Here is a 19,982-nt window from a genome sequence, read left to right on the forward strand (position 1 = left end):
TCCTCACCCCGCGGCGGCGCTCGGCGGCGGCGGAAACGCCTGCGCCACCAGCGCCACCGCGCGCTCCTGCAGGGGCGAGCGCGCCGTATCGGGCCAGATCACCTGGCTGATCGAGCGCGCCTGATGCTCGAAAGCGATGAAGCGGGTGCCCGCCAGCCCGCTGCGCGACAGGCAGGCCGGCACGATCGACACCCCCAGCCCCTGCGACACCAGCGACGCCACGCTCAGCCAGTGGCGCACCTCGTGCCGGATCGCCGGCGTGAAGCCGGCCGACACGCACATCGACAGCACCGTCTCGTAATAACTGGGCGAGGCCGCGCGGGCGAAAAACACGAAATCATCCGACGCCAGCTCCGCCAGCCCCACCGATTCGCGCCCCGCCAGTGGATGCGCGTCCGGCAGGCAGACCACGAAGGGCTCGGCCATCAGGTCGCGCGCCTGCACCCCCTCCGGCACCGGATTGGCGTGGATGAAGCCCAGGTCCTGCTCGCCGCGCCGCACCGCCTCGATCTGGTCGTGCGAGTTCAGTTCGGTCAATACGTGTTCCACATCCGGCAGCGCCGCCCGCATGGCGTTCAGCAGCGCGGGCAGGCCCCGGTACAGCATCGATCCCACGAAGCCAATGCGCAGGCGCCCGCGCAGGCCCGCGTCCACCTGCCGCACCAGCGTGCGCACCTCCTCGGCCTGGCGCAGCAGGATGTGCGCCTCGCGGTACAGCACCTGTCCGGCGTCGGTCAGTTCCACATGCCGGCTGGTGCGGGCCAGCAGGCGCGCGCCGACGTTTTCTTCCAACTGGCGGATCGCATAGCTGAGCGGCGGCTGGGAAATGTGCAGGCGCGCCGCCGCCCGGCTGAAATGGCGTTCCTCGGCCACGGCGATGAAATACCGCAGCAGGCGCGGGTCCAGGTCCATGCATCGCTCCCTAGGCGTATCTATATTTTCTTTGGATTGATCTACATCAAAACAGTATTTGAATAGATTAATCAAGCCCCGCACCATAGGCCATCTCCCGCCCTCGTCCCCGGATGCCGCCATGGATACCCCCGTCTTGCCCGTTGCCGCCACCACCACGCCCGTCCCGGACTCCCGGGGGCTGAACCTGTTCGACGCGGACCCCTATGCCGAGGCGCTCAGCCGCCGCTACCTGCCCGCCGACCTGCAGGCGCATCTGCTGCCGCACCTGCGGCGCCTGGGCGAACTGGCGGGCGGCCTCATGGACGAACTGGCGTCCGTGGCCGACAAGCATCCGCCCACGCTGTCGGTGCGCACCCGCGCCGGCACGGACGAGTCGCGCGTCGACAAGCACCCCGCCTACGTGGAACTGGAACGCCTGGCCTACAGCGAATTCGGCCTGGCCGCGCTGTCCCATCGCGGCGGCGTGCTCGGCTGGCCCGAACCCATGCCCGCGGCGGCCAAGTACGCGCTCAGCCACCTCTTCGTGCAGGCCGAATTCGGCCTGTGCTGCCCGGTCAGCATGACCGACTCGCTGGCGCGCACCTTGCGCAAGTTCGGCGATCCCGCGCTGGTCGAGCGCGTGCTGCCGCAGGTCACCTCGCAGGATTTCGACACGCTGCGCCAGGGCGCGATGTTCATGACCGAACAAGGCGCGGGCTCGGACGTCAGCGCCACCGAGGTCACGGCCCAGGCCCAGGACGACGGCACCTGGCGCATCCACGGCGACAAGTGGTTCTGCTCGAACCCCGACGCCGGTTTCGCGATGGTGCTGGCGCGCAGCGAGGCGCAACCCGGCCTGAAGGGCGTGTCGCTCTTTCTGCTGCCGCGCGACCTGGCCGACGGCACGCACAACCGCTACCGCATCCTGCGCCTGAAGGACAAACTGGGCACCCGGTCCATGGCCAGCGGCGAGATCCGCCTGGAAGGCGCGGTGGCGTGGCTGGTGGGCGAGCGCGGCCGCGGTTTCAAGCACATGGCCGACATGATCAACAACTCGCGGCTATCGAACGGCATGCGCGCCGCCGGCCTGATGCGCCGCGCCGTCACCGAGGCCGTCTACGTGTCGCAGCACCGCCGCGCCTTCGGCAAGCGGCTGATCGACATGCCGCTGATGCAGCGCCAGCTTGTCAAGATGACGGTGTGGGCCGAACAGGCGCGCAGCGTCATGTTCCAGACGGCGCGGGCGCTGGCCGACGCCGACCAGGGCGCGGCCGATCCCGCGCTGGCCCGCATCCTGACGCCGCTCATCAAGTTCCGCGCCTGCCGCGACGCGCGCAAGGTCACCGGCGACGCGATGGAAGTGCGCGGCGGCTGCGGCTACATCGAAGAATGGACCGAGCCCCGGCTGGTCCGCGACGCGCATCTGGGCTCCATCTGGGAGGGCACCAGCAACATCGTCGCGCTGGACGTGCTGCGCGCCATCAAGAAAGAAAATTCCCTGCCCGCGCTGCGCAGCCACATCGACCGCCTGCTCGCCGAGGGCGTGCCCTGCCCGGCCGGACTGGCCGACGCGCAGGCCGACGCCCTGGAAAAGACCTATGCGCTGGCCGAACACGCCGCGCAGGGCGACCACGCGGAGCTGGCCCGCCAGGCCGCATCGTTGCTTTACCACGCTGTCTCGATGGCCGCCCTGCGCTGGGAAGCCACCGGCGCCGGCCTGGAAAGCCGCGCGCGGCTGGCCGATCAGGTGCTGCTGCACCGCCTGGCGCCGCGCGATCCCTACGCCATCCCCCCCGACGAAAGCGCGGCCTGCCGGGCCATCCTGCAATACGCGCTGTAGTGCGCCCACCCCGCTTTGCCCTCACCCGACGCCGGCGGCACAGCCGGCGCGTCATTCACCGGAGACACCCATGAAACGCCATTTCGCCCCCCTTCTGCTGGCCGCCGCGGCGGCCGCTGCCGCCGTGACGGCGGCGCCTGCCGTAGCCGCCGACGCCTTCCCGACCGCGCGGCCCGTCACGCTGGTCGTGCCCTTCCCGCCCGGCGGCCCGACCGACGCGCTGGCGCGCCGACTGGCCGAAAAGCTGCGCGAGCCGCTCAAGCAGAACGTCATCGTCGAAAACCGCAGCGGCGCGGGCGGCAACATCGGTTCCGAATACGTCGCCGCCGCCAAACCCGACGGCTACACCATCCTGTTCGGCACCTCGGGGCCGCTCGCCATCAACGTCAGCCTGTACAAGAACCAGGGCTACAACCCCGAGACCAGCTTCGCGCCCATCATCCGCATCGGCCACCTGCCCAACATCCTGGTCGTGAACCCGTCGGTGCCCGCCAACAATCTGCAGGAACTGATCGCCTACGCCCGCCAGAACCCGGACAAGCTGAGCTATGCCTCGTCGGGCAACGGCGCGTCGTCGCACCTGGCAGGCATCCTGTTCAACCGCATGGCCAACACACAGATCATGCACATCCCGTACAAGGGCACCGGCCCCGCGCTGAACGACCTGCTGGGCGGACAGGTGTCGATGTCGTTCACCGACATCCTCACCGCGCTGCCGTACGTCAAGGCCGGCAAGCTGCGCGCCATCGGGCTGGCGAGCGCGCAGCGCTCCGACGCGCTGCCTGACCTGCCGACCCTGTCCGAGCAGGGACTGGCCGGCTATGACGTCAGCGTCTTCTTCGGCATCGTCGCCCCCAAGAACACGCCGGCCGAGGTCGTCAGCACGCTGAACCAGGCGTTCCGGACCGCGCTGTCGGACCCCGCCATCGGCCAGACCCTGCGCGCGCAGGGCATCGTCGAAGCGCAGGACAAGACGCCGCAGGGCCTGTCCGCGTTCATCGGCACCGAAGTCCCCAAGTGGCGCGCCCTCATCAAGAGCGCCAACGTCTCCATCGACTGAAGCGAACACATCATGGCCCCTACCCTACCCAACGCAGGCGCCCTGGCGGGCTGCAAGGTAATCGACCTGTCGCGCGTGCTGGGCGGTCCCTACTGCACCCAGATCCTGGCCGACCACGGCGCCGACGTGCTGAAGATCGAGCCGCCCGGCGGCGACGAAACGCGCGGCTGGGGCCCGCCCTTTCTGGGCGAGACGGCCTCGTATTTCATCGGCGTGAACCGCAACAAGGACGGCATGACGCTGGACCTGTCGCAACCCGCCGGCCAGGAGCTGCTGCGCCATCTGCTGGCCGACGCCGACGTGCTGGTCGAAAACTTCAAGCCCGGCACGCTGGAGAAGTGGGGCCTGGGCTACCAGGACCTCAAGCAGGCCTTTCCCGCGCTCATCCATTGCCGCGTCAGCGGCTTCGGCTCGGACGGCCCGCTGGGCGGCCTGCCGGGCTATGACGCCTGCGCCCAGGCCATGTGCGGCCTGATGAGCGTGAACGGGGAAGCGGACGGCGAGGCCACGCGGGTCGGCCTGCCGGTGGTGGACATGGTGACCGGCCTGAACGCGGCGGTCGCCATCCTGCTGGCGCTCAACGAGCGCGTGCGCAGCGGGCTGGGCCAGTTCCTGGACATCACGCTGTACGACTGCGCGCTGTCGCTGCTGCATCCGCATGCGCCCAACTATTTCTACAGCGGCAAGGCGCCGCAGCGCAGCGGCAACGCGCATCCGAACATCGCGCCGTACGAAACGCTGCCCACCGCGAGCGGCCCCATCTTCCTGGCGGTGGGCAACAACCGCCAGTTCGCGATGCTGGCCCAGGCGCTCGACGCCCCCGCCCTGGCGCAGGATGCGCGCTATGCGACCAACGCGGACCGCCTGCGCAACCGCCCCGCCCTGCGCGAAGACCTCACGGCGCTGCTCGCCCGCCAAGACGCCGCCGCGCTCTCGGACCGACTGCTGCGCGCCGGCGTGCCCGCGGCCGCGGTGCAGACGGTGGAGCAGGCGCTTGCGCATCCGCATACCGCCCATCGCGGCATGGTGCTGGAACAGGGCGACTACAAGGGCGTGGGCTCGCCCATCAAGTTGTCGCGCACGCCCGCGACCCTGCGCAAGCTGCCGCCGTCGCTGGCGCCTCCGGCCGGGCAGCCCTGACCACGCCTGCGACTCAGCCCGGCTTGCGCCGGGCTTTTTTTTCGCGAGCGCCCGCGCCGACGGGCGCACCTGCCGATACACAGCCGCCAACAACTTAGACATTTGGTTTCAGGACACCGCCCGATTGCCGCCTTAGACTTTTTTCAGCGCCCTGCGTTGCCCAGGCACGCCTTCCCCGAGCCACATAAGAGGAAAAAAGACACTATGGCCACGAAAGACACGCAAAACACGCCAGACACAAAAGACCACACACAGCTGAAACGGGTGATGGGCCCGAAGCTGCTGCTGCTGTTCATCGTCGGCGACATCCTGGGCACCGGCGTCTATGCGCTGACGGGGCAAGTGGCCGCCGAGGTCGGCGGCGCGGCCTGGCTGCCGTTTCTCGTCGCCTTTGGGGTGGCCCTGCTGACCGCGCTGTCCTATCTTGAACTCGTCACCAAGTACCCCCGCGCCGCCGGCGCCGCGCTCTACGTGCACAAGGCCTTCGGCCTGCACTTCCTGACTTTCATCGTCTGCTTCACCGTCATGTGTTCCGGCCTGACCTCGGCCGCGACCGCGTCGCAGGCCTTTGCCGCCAACCTCTTCGTGGCCATGGGCTTCGAGGCCGACAAGCGCTGGATCACGCTGGGCGCGCTGGGGTTCATGCTGCTGATCATGGTGGTGAACCTGCGCGGCGCGACCGAGAGCGTGCGCGCCAACGTCATTCTCACGCTGATCGAACTGTCAGGCCTGCTGATGGTGATCATCCTGGGCTTCTACGCCATTTCCGGCGGGCAGGCGGACTTTTCCCGCGTCGTCGCGTTCGATACGCCCGAAGACAAGAGCGTGTTCCTCGCCGTGACCTCGGCCACCGCGCTCGCGTTCTTCGCCATGGTGGGCTTCGAGGATTCGGTCAACATGGCCGAGGAAACGCACGACCCCAGCCGCATTTTCCCGAAGGTCATGCTGACGGGCCTGGGCATCACGGCGCTCATCTATGTGCTGGTGTCGATCTGCGCCGTCGCCCTGGTGCCGGTGGGCGAACTGGCCAAGAGCAGCACGCCGCTGGTGCTGGTGGTCAAGCGCGCCGCGCCCAACCTGCCGGTCGAATACATCATGCCCATCATCTCGATGTTTGCCGTGGCGAACTCGGCGCTCATCAACATGATGATGGCCAGCCGCCTGTTGTACGGCATGTCGCGCCAGGGCGTGCTGCCTGCCTTCCTGGCCCACGTGCACCGCAAGAACCAGACGCCCTGGACCGCCATCCTGTTCACCACCGCGCTGGCGTTCGGCCTGATCATCCTGGTGGCGCTGGCCGATTCCCAGGCGATCCGCGCGCTGGGCGGCACCACGGCGCTCTTGCTGCTGGGCGTGTTCGCCTTCGTGAACATCGCGGTGCTGGTCCTGCGCCGCGACCAGGTGAAGCACCGCCACTTCACCATCAGCCGCGTCGTGCCCTGGCTGGGCGCGGCAGCCTGCCTGTTCCTCGTCACGCCGCTGACGGGCCGCGACGTCATCCAGTACCAGGTCGCCGGCTGGCTGCTGCTGCTGGGCGTCGTGATGTGGTTCGTGACCTGGTTCGCGCGGCGGCGCGAGTCGCGGATGGAACTGGATCCGTCCTCGCTGGAATGAGGGGGGCGCCGTAGCTGGGGCGCCACAGCAGGGGGCGTCTCAGCCCCCCACCGCCAGCCCTTCGCGGCGAGGGTCCGCGCCGCCCTCCAGACCCTGCGCATCGATCACGATGCCGTGGATGCCGCTGGGAAACTCGGTGATGCGCACCGGGTGTCCCATGCGCTCCAGTTCCGGCGCCAGCGCTTCCAGCGCGGTGCCTTTTTCCAGTTCGGTGTCCTTGTTGCGGCTGCCCATGTTGGGCAGGTCGATGGCCGACTGGATGTCCAGATTCCAGTCCAGCACGCCCACGAGGGTCTTGGCCACGTAGTTGATGATGGCGCTGCCGCCCGGCGACCCCACCAGCATGTAGGGCTTGCCGTCGCGCAGCACCACCATGGGCGCCATCGAGCTGCGCGGGCGCTTGCCCGGTTCGATGCGGTTGGCGACCAGGCGTCCTTCGGGGTCCTGGAACGACGACGAAAAGTCGGTCATCTCATTGTTCAGCAGAAAGCCCCGCACGAAGATCTTGCTGCCGAACTCGCTTTCGATGGTGGTCGTCATGGTCAGCGCATTGCCTTGCGCATCCACGGCCACCAGGTGGCTGGTGGACGGCAGCTCCAGCGCGTCGTCCTTGCCCAGCGACAGCAGCTTGCCTTCGGGGTCGCCGGGCAGCGCGACCTTCATGCTGCGGTCGGGCTGGATCAGCGCGCCGCGCGCGCGCAGATAGGCCGGGTCCAGCAGCGCGCGCACCGGCACGCGCACGAAGTCGGGGTCGGCCACGTAGAAGTCGCGGTCGGCGAAAGCCAGCCGGCCCGCCTCGGAAAAGTAATGCACCGCCTGCGCCGTGCCGGGCGCATAGCGGCTGAGCGGAAACTGTTCCAGCTCGCCCAGCATCTGCAGCACGGCGATGGGGCCGCTGCTCGGCGGCCCCATGCCGCAGAGCTGGTAGCCGCGATAGGCGCCGCAGACCGGATCGCGCGTCTTCGCGCGATAGCCCGCCAGATCCGCGAGGCTCAGGTCGCCCGGCTTGTCATGGCTCCGCACGGCCGCCACGATGTCGCGCGCGATGTCGCCCTGGTAGAACGCGTCGGCGCCCTGCGACGCGACCGCGCGCAGGGTGCGCGCGAATTCGGGGTTCTTCAGCACGTGGCCCACGGGCCAGGGCGCGCCGTCCGGCGCATAGAAATAGGCCGCGGCCGCCGCCTGCTGCGGCAGGGCCTTGTTGCCGGCCAGCAGCGCATGCAGGCGCGGCGACACCGCAAAGCCCTGCTCCGCCAGTTCGATGGCCGGCTGGAAGAGGTCGGCCCAGGGCAGCTTGCCCTGCGCTTTGTGCGCCAGTTCCAGCCCGCGCAAGAGGCCGGGCACGGCCACCGACATGCCGTTGTTGACGGCCTGCGCGAAAGGCAGCGGTTTGCCTTCGGCATCCAGGAAGCGGTCGGGGCGCGCGGCCGCCGGCGCGGTCTCGCGGCTGTCATAAGTGTGCAGGCGGCCGTCCTGGGCCGAATACATCACCATGAACGCCCCGCCGCCGATGCCCGACGACTGCGGCTCCACCAGGTTCAGCACGAGCTGGGCGGCGATGGCGGCGTCGACCGCGCTGCCGCCGCGCCGCAGCATCGCTTCACCGGCCCGGCTGGCAAGCGGGTTGGCCGTCACCATCATGAAATGGGGCGCGCGCACGAGCTGGCGCGCCTGGACGCCGCTGGCGGCTTCCGGGTTCAGGTCCTCGGCCGCTTGCGGCGTGCGCGCCCAACCCGACGAAACGAACGGCAGCCCGGCTATCGCGGCGGCAAACAGCAGGACGGCGTGGCGGCGTAGGCGCATGATGGGCTCCGGTGGCGCCGGACGTCCGGCAGGCGTCCATGATAGTCAAAGGGCCGCGCCGCTGTCGCGCGGCGGCCGGCGCGGGCGCCGCGGTCCGCCGGCCGCATCCGGCATAGAATCGCGGTTCCGGAACACCACAGCCCCCGTTTGCGCCATGCGCCTGCGCCACATCGAGATCTTCGAAGCGATCCGCCGCACCGGCTCCCTGACGGAAGCCGCCGCGGCGCTGCACATCTCCCAACCTGCCGCCAGCAAGTTGTTGGCCCACGCCGAAAGCCAGCTCGGCTTCAGGCTCTTTGACCGCGTGAAGGGCCGGCTGGTCGCCACGCGCGAGGCCGAGATCCTCACGCCCGAGATCGCGCGGCTGAGCCAGGACCTGAGCAGCGTGCGCCGGCTGGCGGCCAATCTGCGCGACCGTCCCCACGGCCACCTGCGCCTGGGATGCGCGCCCGCGCTGGGCCTGGGCCTGCTGCCCGGCGTGGTGCGCGACAGCCGCGACGCGCAGCCCGGCATCACCTTCGACATCCATACCCATCACAGCGCCGAGCTGGTGCAGGGACTGCTGACCCGCGAGCTCGACCTGGCCATCACGTTCGACACCAACGACTACCCGGGCCTGACGCGCATGGGGCTGGGCCATACGGAACTCGTGCACCTGAGCCGCACCGCGGCGCAGGGGCCGATGCGGCTGTCCGAGCTGGGCGATGCGTCGGGCGGCACCCTGATCGTGCTGGATGCCGGCGATGCGTCCGGCGCGCTGCTGCAACTGGCGCTCGATGCGCAGGGCCTGGCCCCGCAGGTCGCCATCCAGGTGCAGACGCATTACGTCGCGTGCGCACTGGTGGACGCCGGCTGCGGCGACGCCATCGTGGACGCCATCACCGCGCAGGCGATGCTGCGGCCGGGCATGAACCTGCGCCGCCTGGAGCCCGCCCTGCGCGTGCCGATCAGCATCATGACGCGCAACCAGGATCCGCTTTCCGCTTTGCACCGCGACCTGATCGAACGCCTGCGGGCGGCCTGCGCCGCGCGGCTGGCCGGGCTGGAAGCGCCCGCCTGAGCGGGCGCGCGGCCCGCAACGCACAACGGGCGCCCGAAGGCGCCCGTTGTGGTGTCGGCCGGGGCGCGCAACGCCCCGTGCGGCATCAGTTCAGCGTGATGTTCTGCTTCTTCACGACGTCCTGGGCCCAGTTGAACTGCTCCTGGATTTCCTTGGCGAACTCTTCCGGCGTGTTGCCCGACGGCGCCGAGCCTTGCTCTTCCAGCGCCTTGATGACCTTCGGGTCCTTCAGGGCCACGACAGCGGCGTCACGCAGCTTGTTCACCACGTCCATCGGCGTGCCCTTGGGGGCCAGCAGGCCATACCACACCGGCTGGTTCAGCACCGGGAAGCCCGCGTCCTTGAAGGTCGGGACGCCCTTGAGCGTGCCGATCTGCTCGGGCCAGGCGATGGCCATGGCGTTCAGCTTGCCGGCCTGGATCTGCGGCATCGACGACGGCAGGTTGTCGAACAGGATTTCGATCTGGCCGCCGACGGCATCAGCCAGCGCCGGGCCCGAACCCTTGTAGGGCACGTGCACGATGTCGGTGCCGGTGGCCATCTTGAACGATTCGCCCATCAGGTGCAGCACGCCGCAGGTGCCGGAGCTGCCGTAGGAGTACTTGCCCGGGTTCTTCTTCAGTTCTTCGACGAAGCCCTTGAAGTCCTTGGCCGGGAACTTCGGGTTCACGGCCACGACGTTGGCGGTGTTGGCGAAGTTGGTGACCGGTTGGAAGTCCTTGATCGGATCGTACGGCAGGTCCTTCGGACGGCAGGCGGGGTTCACGGCCATCGTGGAGACGGTGGCGATGGACAGCGTGTAGCCGTCGGCCGGCGCGCGCGCGGCTTCGGCCGCACCGATGGCGCCGCCTGCGCCGCCCTTGTTTTCAACGACCATGGGCTGGCCGAGTTCCTGGCTCATGCGCTGCGTCACGAGGCGCGCGATGATGTCGGTGGAGCCGCCAGGCGCGAACGGAACGATCACGCGGATGGCCTTGCTGGGGTACTTGTCTGCGGCGTGCGCGACCGTAGCGCCCAACATGCCGGCTGCGCCGGTAGCAAAGGCGATGGCCACGGCCAGGGTGCGGACTTTATTCATAGATGTGTTTCCTCCAAGATTGCGAGCCCGTATGTAGACGGACCGTTGTGTGATGTGCCCGCCTGTAGGCGGACCAGCAGATAACGGTGCGGGCGCATTGCTTGTGCACAGCGTGTCTGCGCTGCATTTATAGGTTGCTTGTGGCACACGCGCCCGCCAGAATGTCGGAGAATAGCAGCAAACGCTTACACCCGCATAGCGCGCCGAGCCCCGTTTGGCGCCAGACAAAAACCCACTTTTCCCATGTCGGTAGCCCTCCTGGTTTTCCCCGATTTCATGCTGGTTGCGCTGGGTTGGGCGCTACGTCACAAACTCGGTTTCTCGCGCGAATTCTTCGCCGGCACGGAACGGCTCGTCTACTTCGTGCTGTTTCCCGCGCTGCTGTTCCAGTCCATCCTGCGCACGCCCATCACGGCGGGCAACGCGGCGCTCCTGCTGCAGGCCACCGCCGCCGTCATCACCGCCGGCGTGGCGATGGCCTGGCTGGCGGGCCTGGTGCTGCGGCCCTCGTCGCTGGGCCTGGCGTCCTCCGCGCAATGCGGCTACCGCTTCAATACCTACATCGGCCTGGCCCTGTCGGCCAGCCTGGCGGGCGCGCAGGGCCAGACCGTGATGGCGCTCATCGTCGGCTTCGCCGTGCCCATGGCCAACTTGGCCGCCGTCTACGGCCTGGCGCGGCACAGCGGCGGCAATCTGCTGCGCGAACTGGCGCGCAATCCGCTGGTGATCTCCACCGTGCTGGGCCTGGCCTGCAACCTGGCCGGGCTGCAATTGCCCGGCCCCGTGGACACGGTGCTCGCGCGCCTGGGCGCGGCGGCCATCGCGCTGGGCATCCTCTGCGTGGGCGCCAGCCTCGCCTGGGAAGGAGGCAAGGGCTACGGGTCGCTCATCGCCTGGATGCTGGCGGTCAAGCTCGTCGCCCTGCCCGCGGTCGCCCTGCTGGTGGCGCACCTGCTGGACCTGCCGCCCCTGGAGGCCCGCATGCTGCTGCTGTTCGCGGCGCTGCCCACGGCATCGGCCGCCTACGTGCTCGCGATGCGCATGGGCGGCGACGGCCGCATGGTGGCCGTACTGATCTCCCTGGGCACCTTGTTCTCGGCGGTCACGATCCCGATGTGGCTGCTGCTGGCGGGCCGCCCCTAACGCCCGCAACGGCGCGGAGCCGCCTTGAAAAAAAACCCCTGAAACAGGACAAGCCTGATTGCCCTGTTGCGCGCCCGCCGACCAGTATGACGTCGGCGTCTGAGGCACGGCGCGCCGACGGATATCGCCCATTCCCCCGGAAATCGAGGCGCGCCGGCCGCGCGGCGCGCCACGCACACCTTCCGACCAGGCTTAGGGGAACCAGGAATGAGCGAATACATAGTCCAACCCGGCGATTCACTCTGGAGCATCGCCCGCAAACACATGGGCGACGGCAGGCTTTGGAAGCGGCTGACCGTCACCAGCTTTACCGATACGAAACTCTATGTCGGCCAACGGATCTGGATCCCCGACGGCATGCGGCGAAACGGCACAGGCTCGATCCCGCAAACCGACGACGGCGAAGGCCGCCTGACGGCGCGGATCGCCCTGGCCCGCGGCTATATGTTCGTCGTGGTCGAGGTCTTGCCAGACATCGGCGCCGACGCCGTGATCCGCAAGGAGTCTGCGGGCAACGTGTGGCGTGGCGGGCAACCCCCGGCGGGCTCCCTGAAAGGAACCGTCAAGGTCATTGCCTTGCCGCGCGACTTTTCCATGGCGCCCGCCAACCCGGCGGCCATGTACAGTCCGGCCGAACATGCCCTGGGCAGGGGCCAGGGCGGCTATCTTTCCGCCAGTACGAAGGGCCTGGGCGCGCCCACCATGGACGGCGTCCCGCTCATCATCGACATGAACAAGGCCAGGGCGTCGGGCGCCCAGGTGTTTTCCGTGCCGGAAGTGGTGGCCGACCTCCGGCGCTTCGTCGCCTCCAATCCTGCTGCCCGCCACAGTGTGGAACGGCTGATCGACACCATCGTCGGCGCAGAGCAGGAAGTGCTGATCCGGAACACGAGATTCACGTCCGACTCCGTCCGGGTTGCCAGCGAAGTGCATCAGGTGCAGATCAATGCCGCACGAAACGTCTGGAACGACCTGAGCGCGAACAAGATCAGCCGCGACCAGGCCATGCAGCGGCTTGCCCAACTGGAAAAGTCCTACGCCCTGGCTCGCACCATTGGCCGCTACGGCCGGGTGTTGACGGTGCTGGGGTTGATCATCACCGCGGTGGACGTGGCACGCGCGACGCGGCAATCCGCTGAGCAACGATCGTTCCGGCCGATTGCGGCCGAAGCGGTTCGCCAGGCCGGGGGTTGGGGCGGGGCGTGGGCCGGTGCAAAAATCGGGTTCATCGGCGGCGCGGCGCTCGGCATTGAAACCGGCCCGGGATTGATCGTGACCGGCGCGCTGGGCGCCCTCATTTTTGGCGCGGCCGGCTATTTTGGCGCGGATTGGCTGGCGGACCACATATCACCGAACTGAAGGACGAATGCATGAAGCGATCTGCACCGCCGGCGTGTCGCAGCCCGCGCCCGCCCTGGATCGAATTTCCCGATCCGGCGGCCTGGACCGATTGGATCGAGCCCGCCGCATCGCGATGGTTCAACGGCGTCTGGTGGCCCTATTGGCAATCCTTGTCGTTGGCCGAAAAGATGGCCTACGAGGCGCAATGGCGCATGGCGGGCGGCTGCTTCCACCTGCAGCTTTCCTGGGCCTGGGACTGCGCGCGCAGGATGCGCCGCGCCTATGCCGGCGTGACCGGCACCGTGGCGGAACGCCGGCTGCACCGCTGGACGCTAGGGCTGTTCGGACGCGAGGACGATCGCCTGGGGCCCGCCTTGCCCTTTCCCCTGCTTCCCGCGGATGACTACGCCCTGCCTCCCCCTTGGCTGTGCATGTTTGGCGACGAGGACAATCTGCCGCTGGTGATGCGGTATGGAACCCGGGACAGCTACTTCGGCGACATCTGGCTTGCGTTCTGGCAAACCCTGGACGCCGCGCAGCGGCGCGCCTACCTGGCCCGCTGGCCGCGAAACGCACCATGGGAGAGATTTCTCGTGGCAGCCGGCGATCGGGGGCTGCTCGTTCCCCACCAGGACGTGGATCTGGAGAGCGACTCGTCCCGCCGTCTGGTCTGGGAAATCGTGGATGCCGCCTACGGCGACACCGAGACCTGAGCCCCCACGCGCCATGAAAATGGCCGCCCCGGGGGGCGGCCATTCCGGATTGACGCGACGCGGGCTGGATTACGACGGCGGATTACGACGGCTTGTGCGCGTTAGTCATCGCGCCGGGCACGACCCATTCGGCGAACTGCGCTTCGGTCAGGTAGCCCAGGGCCAGCGCCGACTCCTTCAGCGACAGGCCTTCCTTGTGCGCCTTCTTGGCGATCTGCGCGGCCTTGTCGTAGCCGATGTGCGGATTCAGCGCGGTCACCAGCATCAGCGAACGGTCGACCAGTTCGGCGATGCGTTCGTGGTTGGGCTCGATGCCCGCCGCGCAGTGCTTGTCGAAGCTGGCCATGCCGTCCGTCAGGAGGCGCACGGACTGCAGGAAATTGTGAATCACCAGCGGCTTGTAGACGTTCAGCTCGAAGTTGCCGCTGGCGCCGCCGATGTTGATGGCCACGTCGTTGCCCATGACCTGCGCGGCCAGCATCGTGATGGCCTCGCACTGCGTGGGGTTGACCTTGCCCGGCATGATCGAGCTGCCCGGCTCGTTCTCGGGAATGCTGATCTCGCCCAGGCCCGAGCGCGGGCCGCTCGACAGCCAGCGCACGTCGTTGGCGATCTTCATGAGGCCCGCCGCCAGCGACTTCAGCGCGCCGTGGGCAAACAGCAGCGCTTCATGCGACGCCAGCGCCTGGAATTTGTTGGGCGCGGAGACGAAGGCCGTGCCGGTGGTGTGCGCCAGCTCGGCCGACACCTTGGCGCTGAACTGCGGATGCGCGTTCAGGCCGGTGCCGACCGCGGTGCCGCCGATGGCAAGCTGGTGCAGGCCCGGCAGCGTGGCGCGGATCTGCTGCTCGGCCAGGTCGAGCTGGGCCACGTAGCCCGAGAGCTCCTGGCCCAGGGTCAGCGGCGTGGCGTCCTGCAGGTGGGTGCGGCCGATCTTGACGATGTCATAGAACTTGGCGCTTTTGGCGGCCAGCGTGGCGCGCAGCGCCTTCAGGGACGGCAGCAGGTGATGTTCGACCTCGACGGCGGCGGCCACGTGCATCGCGGTCGGGAACGTGTCGTTCGACGACTGCCCGCGGTTGACGTGGTCGTTGGGGTGCACCTTGCGCTCTTCGCCGCGCACGCCGCCCAGCAGTTCCGAAGCGCGGTTGGCCAGCACCTCGTTCATGTTCATGTTGCTTTGCGTGCCAGAACCGGTCTGCCAGACGGACAGCGGAAACTCGTTGGGCCATTTTCCGGCGACGACCTCGTCGGCCGCGCGCATGATGGCGTCCGCGACCTTGGGGTCCAGCTCGCCCAGGTCGGCGTTGACCTTGGCCGCCGCGCGCTTGAGCCGCGCCATCGCGTTGGTCAGCGGTTCCGGCATTTTTTCGGTGGAAATCGCGAAGAAATGCAGGGAGCGCTGCGTCTGGGCGCCCCACAGGTGGTCTTCCGGCACCTCGATGGGGCCAAACGTGTCTTTTTCGATGCGGGTCTTCATGGCGCGTACAACTCCGTGGCGGCGTCAGTCGCGGGCGGCGGGAAGCCGTCGTTCACGACATTATTGAGAATAACAATCAGTTATAGGTTAGCAGAAACCCGCATTCCTATAATTGCTCCAATCTGTGCTCCGATCATCGTCTTTTACCACTCGCCCCGCGCCATGTCCGCCCCCCTCGCCACCCTGACTTTGCACTTGCCCGACGAAGCCGCCACCGAGTCGCTGGCGCGCCAGCTTGCGCCCATGGTGTCCGGAGGCAAAACCGGCCCGGCAGGCGCATGCATTCACCTTCAAGGGGACCTGGGTGCAGGAAAAACGGCCTTCTCCAGGGCATTGTTGCGGGAAAGCGGCATCACAGGCCGAATCAAGAGTCCAAGCTACGCGCTGCTTGAATCCTATAAAGTTTCTAACTTATACTTCTATCACCTTGATTTTTATAGATTTAGTGATTCGCGCGAATGGTTGGACGCAGGATTTCGGGATTTACTGCGTGAGGATGCGGTCGTTTTGATCGAATGGCCGGAGCGGGCCGAAGGTCTTTTGCCCCCGCCCGACCTGCTGATCAGCCTCGCCTATGCAGGCGACGGACGTGACGCCACCCTGACCGCGTACACCGCCCGAGGACAAACATGGTTGAACGCGATTGTCCCCCCGCCCCTGACGGCGCCCTCCCCCCGGCAGGCGCCACCCGCCGACGCCTGATCAGCGTCGCTGCCACCCTGCTCGTCCTGCCTGTCGTGCCGACGCTGGCGCAGGCGGCAACGATCCTGGCCGTGCGGACCTGGCCTGCCGACGAATACACCCGCGTCACGCTGGAACTGGACAGCGAACTCAAGGCGGAACAATTCACCCTGGAAAATCCCCATCGCCTGGTGGTCGACATCGAGGGACTGACCCTCAGTGCGGCCCTGAACGATCTGGTCTCCAAGGTCCGCCCCGACGACCCCTACATCCAGAGCCTGCGCGTGGCGCAGAACCGCCCCAACGTGGTCCGGCTGGTGTTCGACCTGAAGCAGCCGGTGGCGCCGCAGGTGTTCACCCTCAAGCCGGTTGCCGACTACCAGTACCGTCTGGTGCTGGACCTGTACCCGAAGGTGGCGCAGGACCCGTTAATCGCGATCCTGAACAAGTCGAGCGGTCCCGACGTGGACGATCCGCTCGCGCGCATCCTCGAAGACATCCAGCGCAACCCGGTCACCCGCGCCGATCCCCCCGAGCCGCCCCGCGTGCGCGGCCAGCAGCCCGCCCCGCCCCTGCCCACGCCGCCCAAGCCGCCGGCCACGGCAAGCCGGGGCAAGCCGCGCATGCTGACCATCGCGCTGGACCCGGGCCACGGCGGCGAAGATCCCGGCGCCATCGGCAAGACCGGCCTGCGCGAGAAGGACGTGGTGCTGCGCATCGCGCGTCGCCTGAAGGCGCTGATCGACAGCCAGCCCTACATGCGCGCCTACCTGACGCGCGACGACGACTACTTCGTGCCCCTGCACGTGCGCGTCCAGAAGGCGCGGCGCGTGCACGCGGACCTGTTCATCTCGATCCATGCGGACGCCTGGGTCAAGCCGTCGGCCAACGGGTCGTCGGTGTTCGCGCTGTCCCAGCGCGGCGCCTCCAGCGCGCAGGCGCGCTGGATGGCCGACAAGGAAAACGCGGCCGACCTGATCGGCGGCGTCAACCTGGGCACCCACGACCGCCAGGTCGCCAAGGTGCTGCTGGACCTGTCCACCACCGCGCAGATCAATGATTCGCTCAAGGTCGGCAGCGCCTTCCTGGACGAGATCAAGAAGATCAACCGCCTGCACAAGAACAGCGTCGAGCAGGCCGGCTTTGCGGTGTTGAAGGCGCCGGACATCCCGTCCGTCCTGGTCGAAACCGCCTTTATCAGCAACCCCCAGGAAGAAGCCCTGCTGCGCAGCTCCTCGCACCAGGACAAGCTGGCGCAGGCCATGATGACCGGCATCCAGCGCTACTTCACCGCCAACCCGCCGCTGGCCCGCCTGGGCGACATCAGCTAGCCCGGGCCCTGGCCCAACGAAAAAAGGCTATGCGCCCCGGCGCATAGCCTTTTTGCTTACCCCATCTGGCGCCCTACTGCGTGCGGCGGGCGCGAAAGAGCTTGACCAGGGCGGCGCCCACCACCGGCACGATGGCCGCGGCCAGGCCCACCAGGACGATGGTGTTCAGGTGATCGCGGATGATCGGGATGTTGCCGAAGAAATAGCCGGCCGCCACCAGGCTGATCACCCACAGCAGCGCGCCCAGGATATTGAACATCTGAAAGCGCGCCAGCGACATGTCGGCCACGCCCGCCACAAAGGGGGCGAAAGTGCGCACCACCGGAATGAAGCGCGACATGACGATGGTCTTGCCGCCGTGCTTTTCGTAGAACGCGTGCGTGCGCATCAGCGCGCCGCGGTCCAGAAAGCGCAGGTTCATCGAAAACACCCGCGGCCCGATGTAGCGGCCGATGGCATAGTTCAGCGAATTGCCCGTCACCGCCGCGACGATGAGCAGCACCGACATCAGGATCGGATCGATGTGCCCCGTCGCGCCGAACGCGCCGGCGATGAACAGCAGCGAGTCGCCCGGCAGGAAGGGCAGCACCACCAGTCCGGTCTCGGCGAAGACGATGAGGAACAGCACCAGATACACCCACACCCCATACTGCTCGACCCACAGGCCGAGCGTCTGGTCGATGTGGAGCACCATATTGAAAAACTCAAGCATTGAAGCGGCCCCGATATCGGAAGGGAAATTTCCAGCGACTATAGCCGACCGGGGCATGACGCTAAAATCGTCCGCACTGCTACACAAGATCTGGGCCACATGACCGAACGTCGTTCCATCCTCGCGCTTCCCGACCTGCTGATCAGCCAGATCGCCGCTGGCGAGGTCATCGAGCGCCCCGCGTCGGTGCTCAAGGAAATCCTCGAAAACGCCATCGACGCGGGCGGGCGCGCCATCGAGGTCCGCCTGGAAGGCGGCGGCATCCGGCGCATCGCCGTCACCGACGACGGCGGCGGCATTCCCCCCGAAGAACTGCCGCTCGCCCTGGCGCGCCACGCCACCAGCAAGATCCGATCGCTGAACGAGCTGGAATCGGTGGCGTCCATGGGATTCCGTGGCGAAGCGCTCGCGTCCATCGCCTCGGTGGCCCAGGTGTCCATCATTTCCCGCACACGCGACGGCGACCACGCCTGGCAGATCGACGCCGGCAGCATGCAGGTCGGTCCGGCGTCGGGCCCGCCCGGCACCACCGTGGACGTGCGCCAGCTCTTTGACGCCGTGCCCGCCCGCCGCAAGTTCCTGCGATCCGAGGCCACCGAGTTCGGCCACTGCGTCGATGCCATGGAGCGCATCGCGCTGGCGCATCCGCAGATCGCCTTTCGCCTCTTTCACCACGACCGCGCGCAGCGCCAGTGGCTGCCGGCCGATCCGCCCCAGCGCATCCGCGACGTGCTGGGCGCGGAATTCGCCGAGCACGGCCTGCTGCTGTCGCATTCGGTCGGCACGGTCAGCCTGGCCGGCATGATCACCCGGCCGACCGCCGCGCGCGCGCGCGCCGACCGCCAGTACCTGTATGTGAACGGCCGCTACGTGCGCGACCGCACGGTCAGCCACGCGCTGCGGGCCGCCTATGCGGACGTGCTGCATGGCGACCGGCAGCCCGCCTACGTGCTGTTCCTGGATATCGACCCGGCCGCCGTGGACGTGAACGTCCACCCGGCCAAGCATGAAGTCCGATTCCGCGACAGCGGCGCCGTCCACCGTTTCGTCTCGCATGCGGTCAGCCAGACGCTGGCGCAGTTGGGCGGGTCGTCGGCGGTCGCCCCGGCGGGACAAACCGGCGACGCGGAATTTGAAACCGTCGCGCGACCCGCGGGCGAAACGGCCCCGCCTTCGCCCGCTTCCGCCCCGCCCGCCTACCGCCCCGCCGCGCAGGCCGAGTCCGAGTCCCCGCGCCCGGGCTACGGCGGCGTGAACGGCATGAACGGCATGAACGGCGGGACAGGCGCTGGCGCAGGCAACGGCCCGGCCTACGGCTTGCGTCCGTCGCCCGCGCCGCAGCGCCCGCACACCCAGGTGCCCTTCCGTCTGCACGCGGAACCCGCCGGCATTCCGGCCGCTGACTGGCAATCCCTCTATCGCCCGCTGAACGACGACACCGCCGCCCGGACCGCGCCGCTGCGCGAGCCGGCTCCCGCGCCCGCCGCCGCGCTGCCCACCGACGAAGAGCATCCGCTGGGCATGGCGGTGGCGCAATTGCACGGCGTCTACATCCTGGCGCAGAACCGGCGCGGCATGGTGCTGGTGGACATGCACGCCGCCCACGAGCGCGTGGTGTACGAGCAGCTCAAGCAGGCGCTGGACGCGCGCAGCCTGCCGCGCCAGGACCTGCTGGTGCCCGTGGTGTTCCACGCCCAGGAGAAGGACGTGGCCCTGGTGGAAGAGTACGAAGAACAGTTGAACGAGCTGGGCTTCGAAATGCGGCCTTCGGGTCCCACGTCCATCGCCGTGCGCTCGGTGCCCGCCATCCTGGCCCGCGGCGACATCGAAACCCTGGCCCGCGCCGTGCTGCGCGACCTGGGCGCCGTGGGCGTTTCGCGCCTGCTTACCGAACAGCGCAACGAACTGCTTTCGACCATGGCGTGTCACGGCTCCGTGCGCGCCAACCGCAAGCTCACCCTCGAAGAGATGAACGGCCTGCTGCGGCAGATGGAAACCACGGAACGCGCCGACCAGTGCAATCACGGCCGCCCCACCTGGGTGCAGTGGTCGATGTCGGACCTCGACAAGCTTTTCCTGCGCGGACAGTAGC

Annotated in this window: 16 protein-coding genes; 11 read left to right on the forward strand and 5 right to left on the reverse strand. The window is 68.2% G+C overall.

Annotated elements, in window-relative coordinates:
• Positions 1–3 precede the first annotated feature (3 nt).
• On the reverse strand, positions 4–912 hold the full coding sequence (locus tag ACZ50Q_RS23910) for a LysR family transcriptional regulator (protein ID WP_464079730.1): 909 nt from the start codon (positions 910–912) through the stop codon (positions 4–6).
• Positions 913–1,033: 121 nt separating this feature from the next.
• Here ACZ50Q_RS23910 and ACZ50Q_RS23915 point away from each other — a divergent pair, with 121 nt between their 5' ends.
• From ACZ50Q_RS23915 to ACZ50Q_RS23930, 4 genes are all read left to right on the forward strand, one after another.
• Entirely contained in the window at positions 1,034–2,734 is a 1,701-nt protein-coding gene (locus ACZ50Q_RS23915; protein WP_464079731.1) for an acyl-CoA dehydrogenase family protein, read from the forward strand.
• A gap of 70 nt (positions 2,735–2,804) precedes the next feature.
• Complete coding sequence (locus ACZ50Q_RS23920; protein WP_464079732.1) at positions 2,805–3,794, forward strand: Bug family tripartite tricarboxylate transporter substrate binding protein; 990 nt, start codon at positions 2,805–2,807, stop codon at positions 3,792–3,794.
• Between the two features lie 12 nt (positions 3,795–3,806).
• Positions 3,807–4,934 carry a CaiB/BaiF CoA transferase family protein gene (locus ACZ50Q_RS23925; RefSeq protein WP_464079733.1) on the forward strand — a complete coding sequence of 376 codons (1,128 nt, stop codon included), beginning with the start codon at positions 3,807–3,809 and terminating at the stop codon, positions 4,932–4,934.
• A 204-nt stretch (positions 4,935–5,138) separates the two neighbouring features.
• Positions 5,139–6,548 (forward strand): APC family permease, encoded by a 1,410-nt coding sequence (locus tag ACZ50Q_RS23930; protein WP_464079734.1) that lies wholly within the window; start codon positions 5,139–5,141, stop codon positions 6,546–6,548.
• Positions 6,549–6,587: 39 nt separating this feature from the next.
• Here the strand turns inward: ACZ50Q_RS23930 and ggt are convergent, their stop codons facing one another.
• Positions 6,588–8,351, reverse strand: coding sequence for a gamma-glutamyltransferase (gene ggt / locus ACZ50Q_RS23935; RefSeq protein ID WP_464079735.1), 1,764 nt, complete (start codon positions 8,349–8,351; stop codon positions 6,588–6,590).
• A 154-nt stretch (positions 8,352–8,505) separates the two neighbouring features.
• Between ggt and ACZ50Q_RS23940 the strand changes: the two genes are divergently transcribed.
• The gene (locus tag ACZ50Q_RS23940; protein WP_464079736.1) at positions 8,506–9,411 is read left to right on the forward strand and encodes a LysR family transcriptional regulator; all 906 of its coding nucleotides are present in this window, start codon (positions 8,506–8,508) and stop codon (positions 9,409–9,411) included.
• A gap of 85 nt (positions 9,412–9,496) precedes the next feature.
• Here the strand turns inward: ACZ50Q_RS23940 and ACZ50Q_RS23945 are convergent, their stop codons facing one another.
• Positions 9,497–10,489 carry a tripartite tricarboxylate transporter substrate binding protein BugE gene (locus ACZ50Q_RS23945; protein WP_464079737.1) on the reverse strand — a complete coding sequence of 331 codons (993 nt, stop codon included), beginning with the start codon at positions 10,487–10,489 and terminating at the stop codon, positions 9,497–9,499.
• A 243-nt stretch (positions 10,490–10,732) separates the two neighbouring features.
• Here ACZ50Q_RS23945 and ACZ50Q_RS23950 point away from each other — a divergent pair, with 243 nt between their 5' ends.
• The 3 genes from ACZ50Q_RS23950 (at position 10,733) to ACZ50Q_RS23960 (ending at position 13,686) form a co-directional block, all read left to right on the forward strand.
• Positions 10,733–11,632 carry an AEC family transporter gene (locus ACZ50Q_RS23950; protein ID WP_092581884.1) on the forward strand — a complete coding sequence of 300 codons (900 nt, stop codon included), beginning with the start codon at positions 10,733–10,735 and terminating at the stop codon, positions 11,630–11,632.
• Between the two features lie 264 nt (positions 11,633–11,896).
• Positions 11,897–12,991, forward strand: a complete 1,095-nt coding sequence (locus ACZ50Q_RS23955; protein WP_464079738.1) for a hypothetical protein — start codon at positions 11,897–11,899, stop codon at positions 12,989–12,991.
• An 11-nt stretch (positions 12,992–13,002) separates the two neighbouring features.
• Positions 13,003–13,686 carry a hypothetical protein gene (locus ACZ50Q_RS23960; protein WP_464079739.1) on the forward strand — a complete coding sequence of 228 codons (684 nt, stop codon included), beginning with the start codon at positions 13,003–13,005 and terminating at the stop codon, positions 13,684–13,686.
• 82 nt (positions 13,687–13,768) lie between these two features.
• Here the strand turns inward: ACZ50Q_RS23960 and fumC are convergent, their stop codons facing one another.
• Entirely contained in the window at positions 13,769–15,166 is a 1,398-nt protein-coding gene (gene fumC, locus ACZ50Q_RS23965) for a class II fumarate hydratase (RefSeq protein ID WP_464079740.1), read from the reverse strand.
• Between the two features lie 162 nt (positions 15,167–15,328).
• Between fumC and tsaE the strand changes: the two genes are divergently transcribed.
• Both tsaE and ACZ50Q_RS23975 read left to right on the forward strand, forming a co-directional pair.
• Complete coding sequence (gene tsaE / locus ACZ50Q_RS23970) at positions 15,329–15,868, forward strand: tRNA (adenosine(37)-N6)-threonylcarbamoyltransferase complex ATPase subunit type 1 TsaE (RefSeq protein WP_464079741.1); 540 nt, start codon at positions 15,329–15,331, stop codon at positions 15,866–15,868.
• The gene (locus ACZ50Q_RS23975; RefSeq protein WP_139208580.1) at positions 15,796–17,178 is read left to right on the forward strand and encodes an N-acetylmuramoyl-L-alanine amidase; all 1,383 of its coding nucleotides are present in this window, start codon (positions 15,796–15,798) and stop codon (positions 17,176–17,178) included. The genes tsaE and ACZ50Q_RS23975 overlap by 73 nt, the downstream gene beginning before the upstream one ends.
• A gap of 73 nt (positions 17,179–17,251) precedes the next feature.
• Here ACZ50Q_RS23975 and ACZ50Q_RS23980 read toward each other — a convergent pair whose 3' ends face one another.
• Positions 17,252–17,890 carry a VTT domain-containing protein gene (locus tag ACZ50Q_RS23980; protein ID WP_092581879.1) on the reverse strand — a complete coding sequence of 213 codons (639 nt, stop codon included), beginning with the start codon at positions 17,888–17,890 and terminating at the stop codon, positions 17,252–17,254.
• A 99-nt stretch (positions 17,891–17,989) separates the two neighbouring features.
• Here ACZ50Q_RS23980 and mutL point away from each other — a divergent pair, with 99 nt between their 5' ends.
• The gene (gene mutL, locus ACZ50Q_RS23985) at positions 17,990–19,981 is read left to right on the forward strand and encodes a DNA mismatch repair endonuclease MutL (RefSeq protein ID WP_464079742.1); all 1,992 of its coding nucleotides are present in this window, start codon (positions 17,990–17,992) and stop codon (positions 19,979–19,981) included.
• Position 19,982: the final 1 nt, after the last annotated feature.

The sequence above is a fragment of the Achromobacter sp. T5-5 genome, from assembly GCF_055397965.1.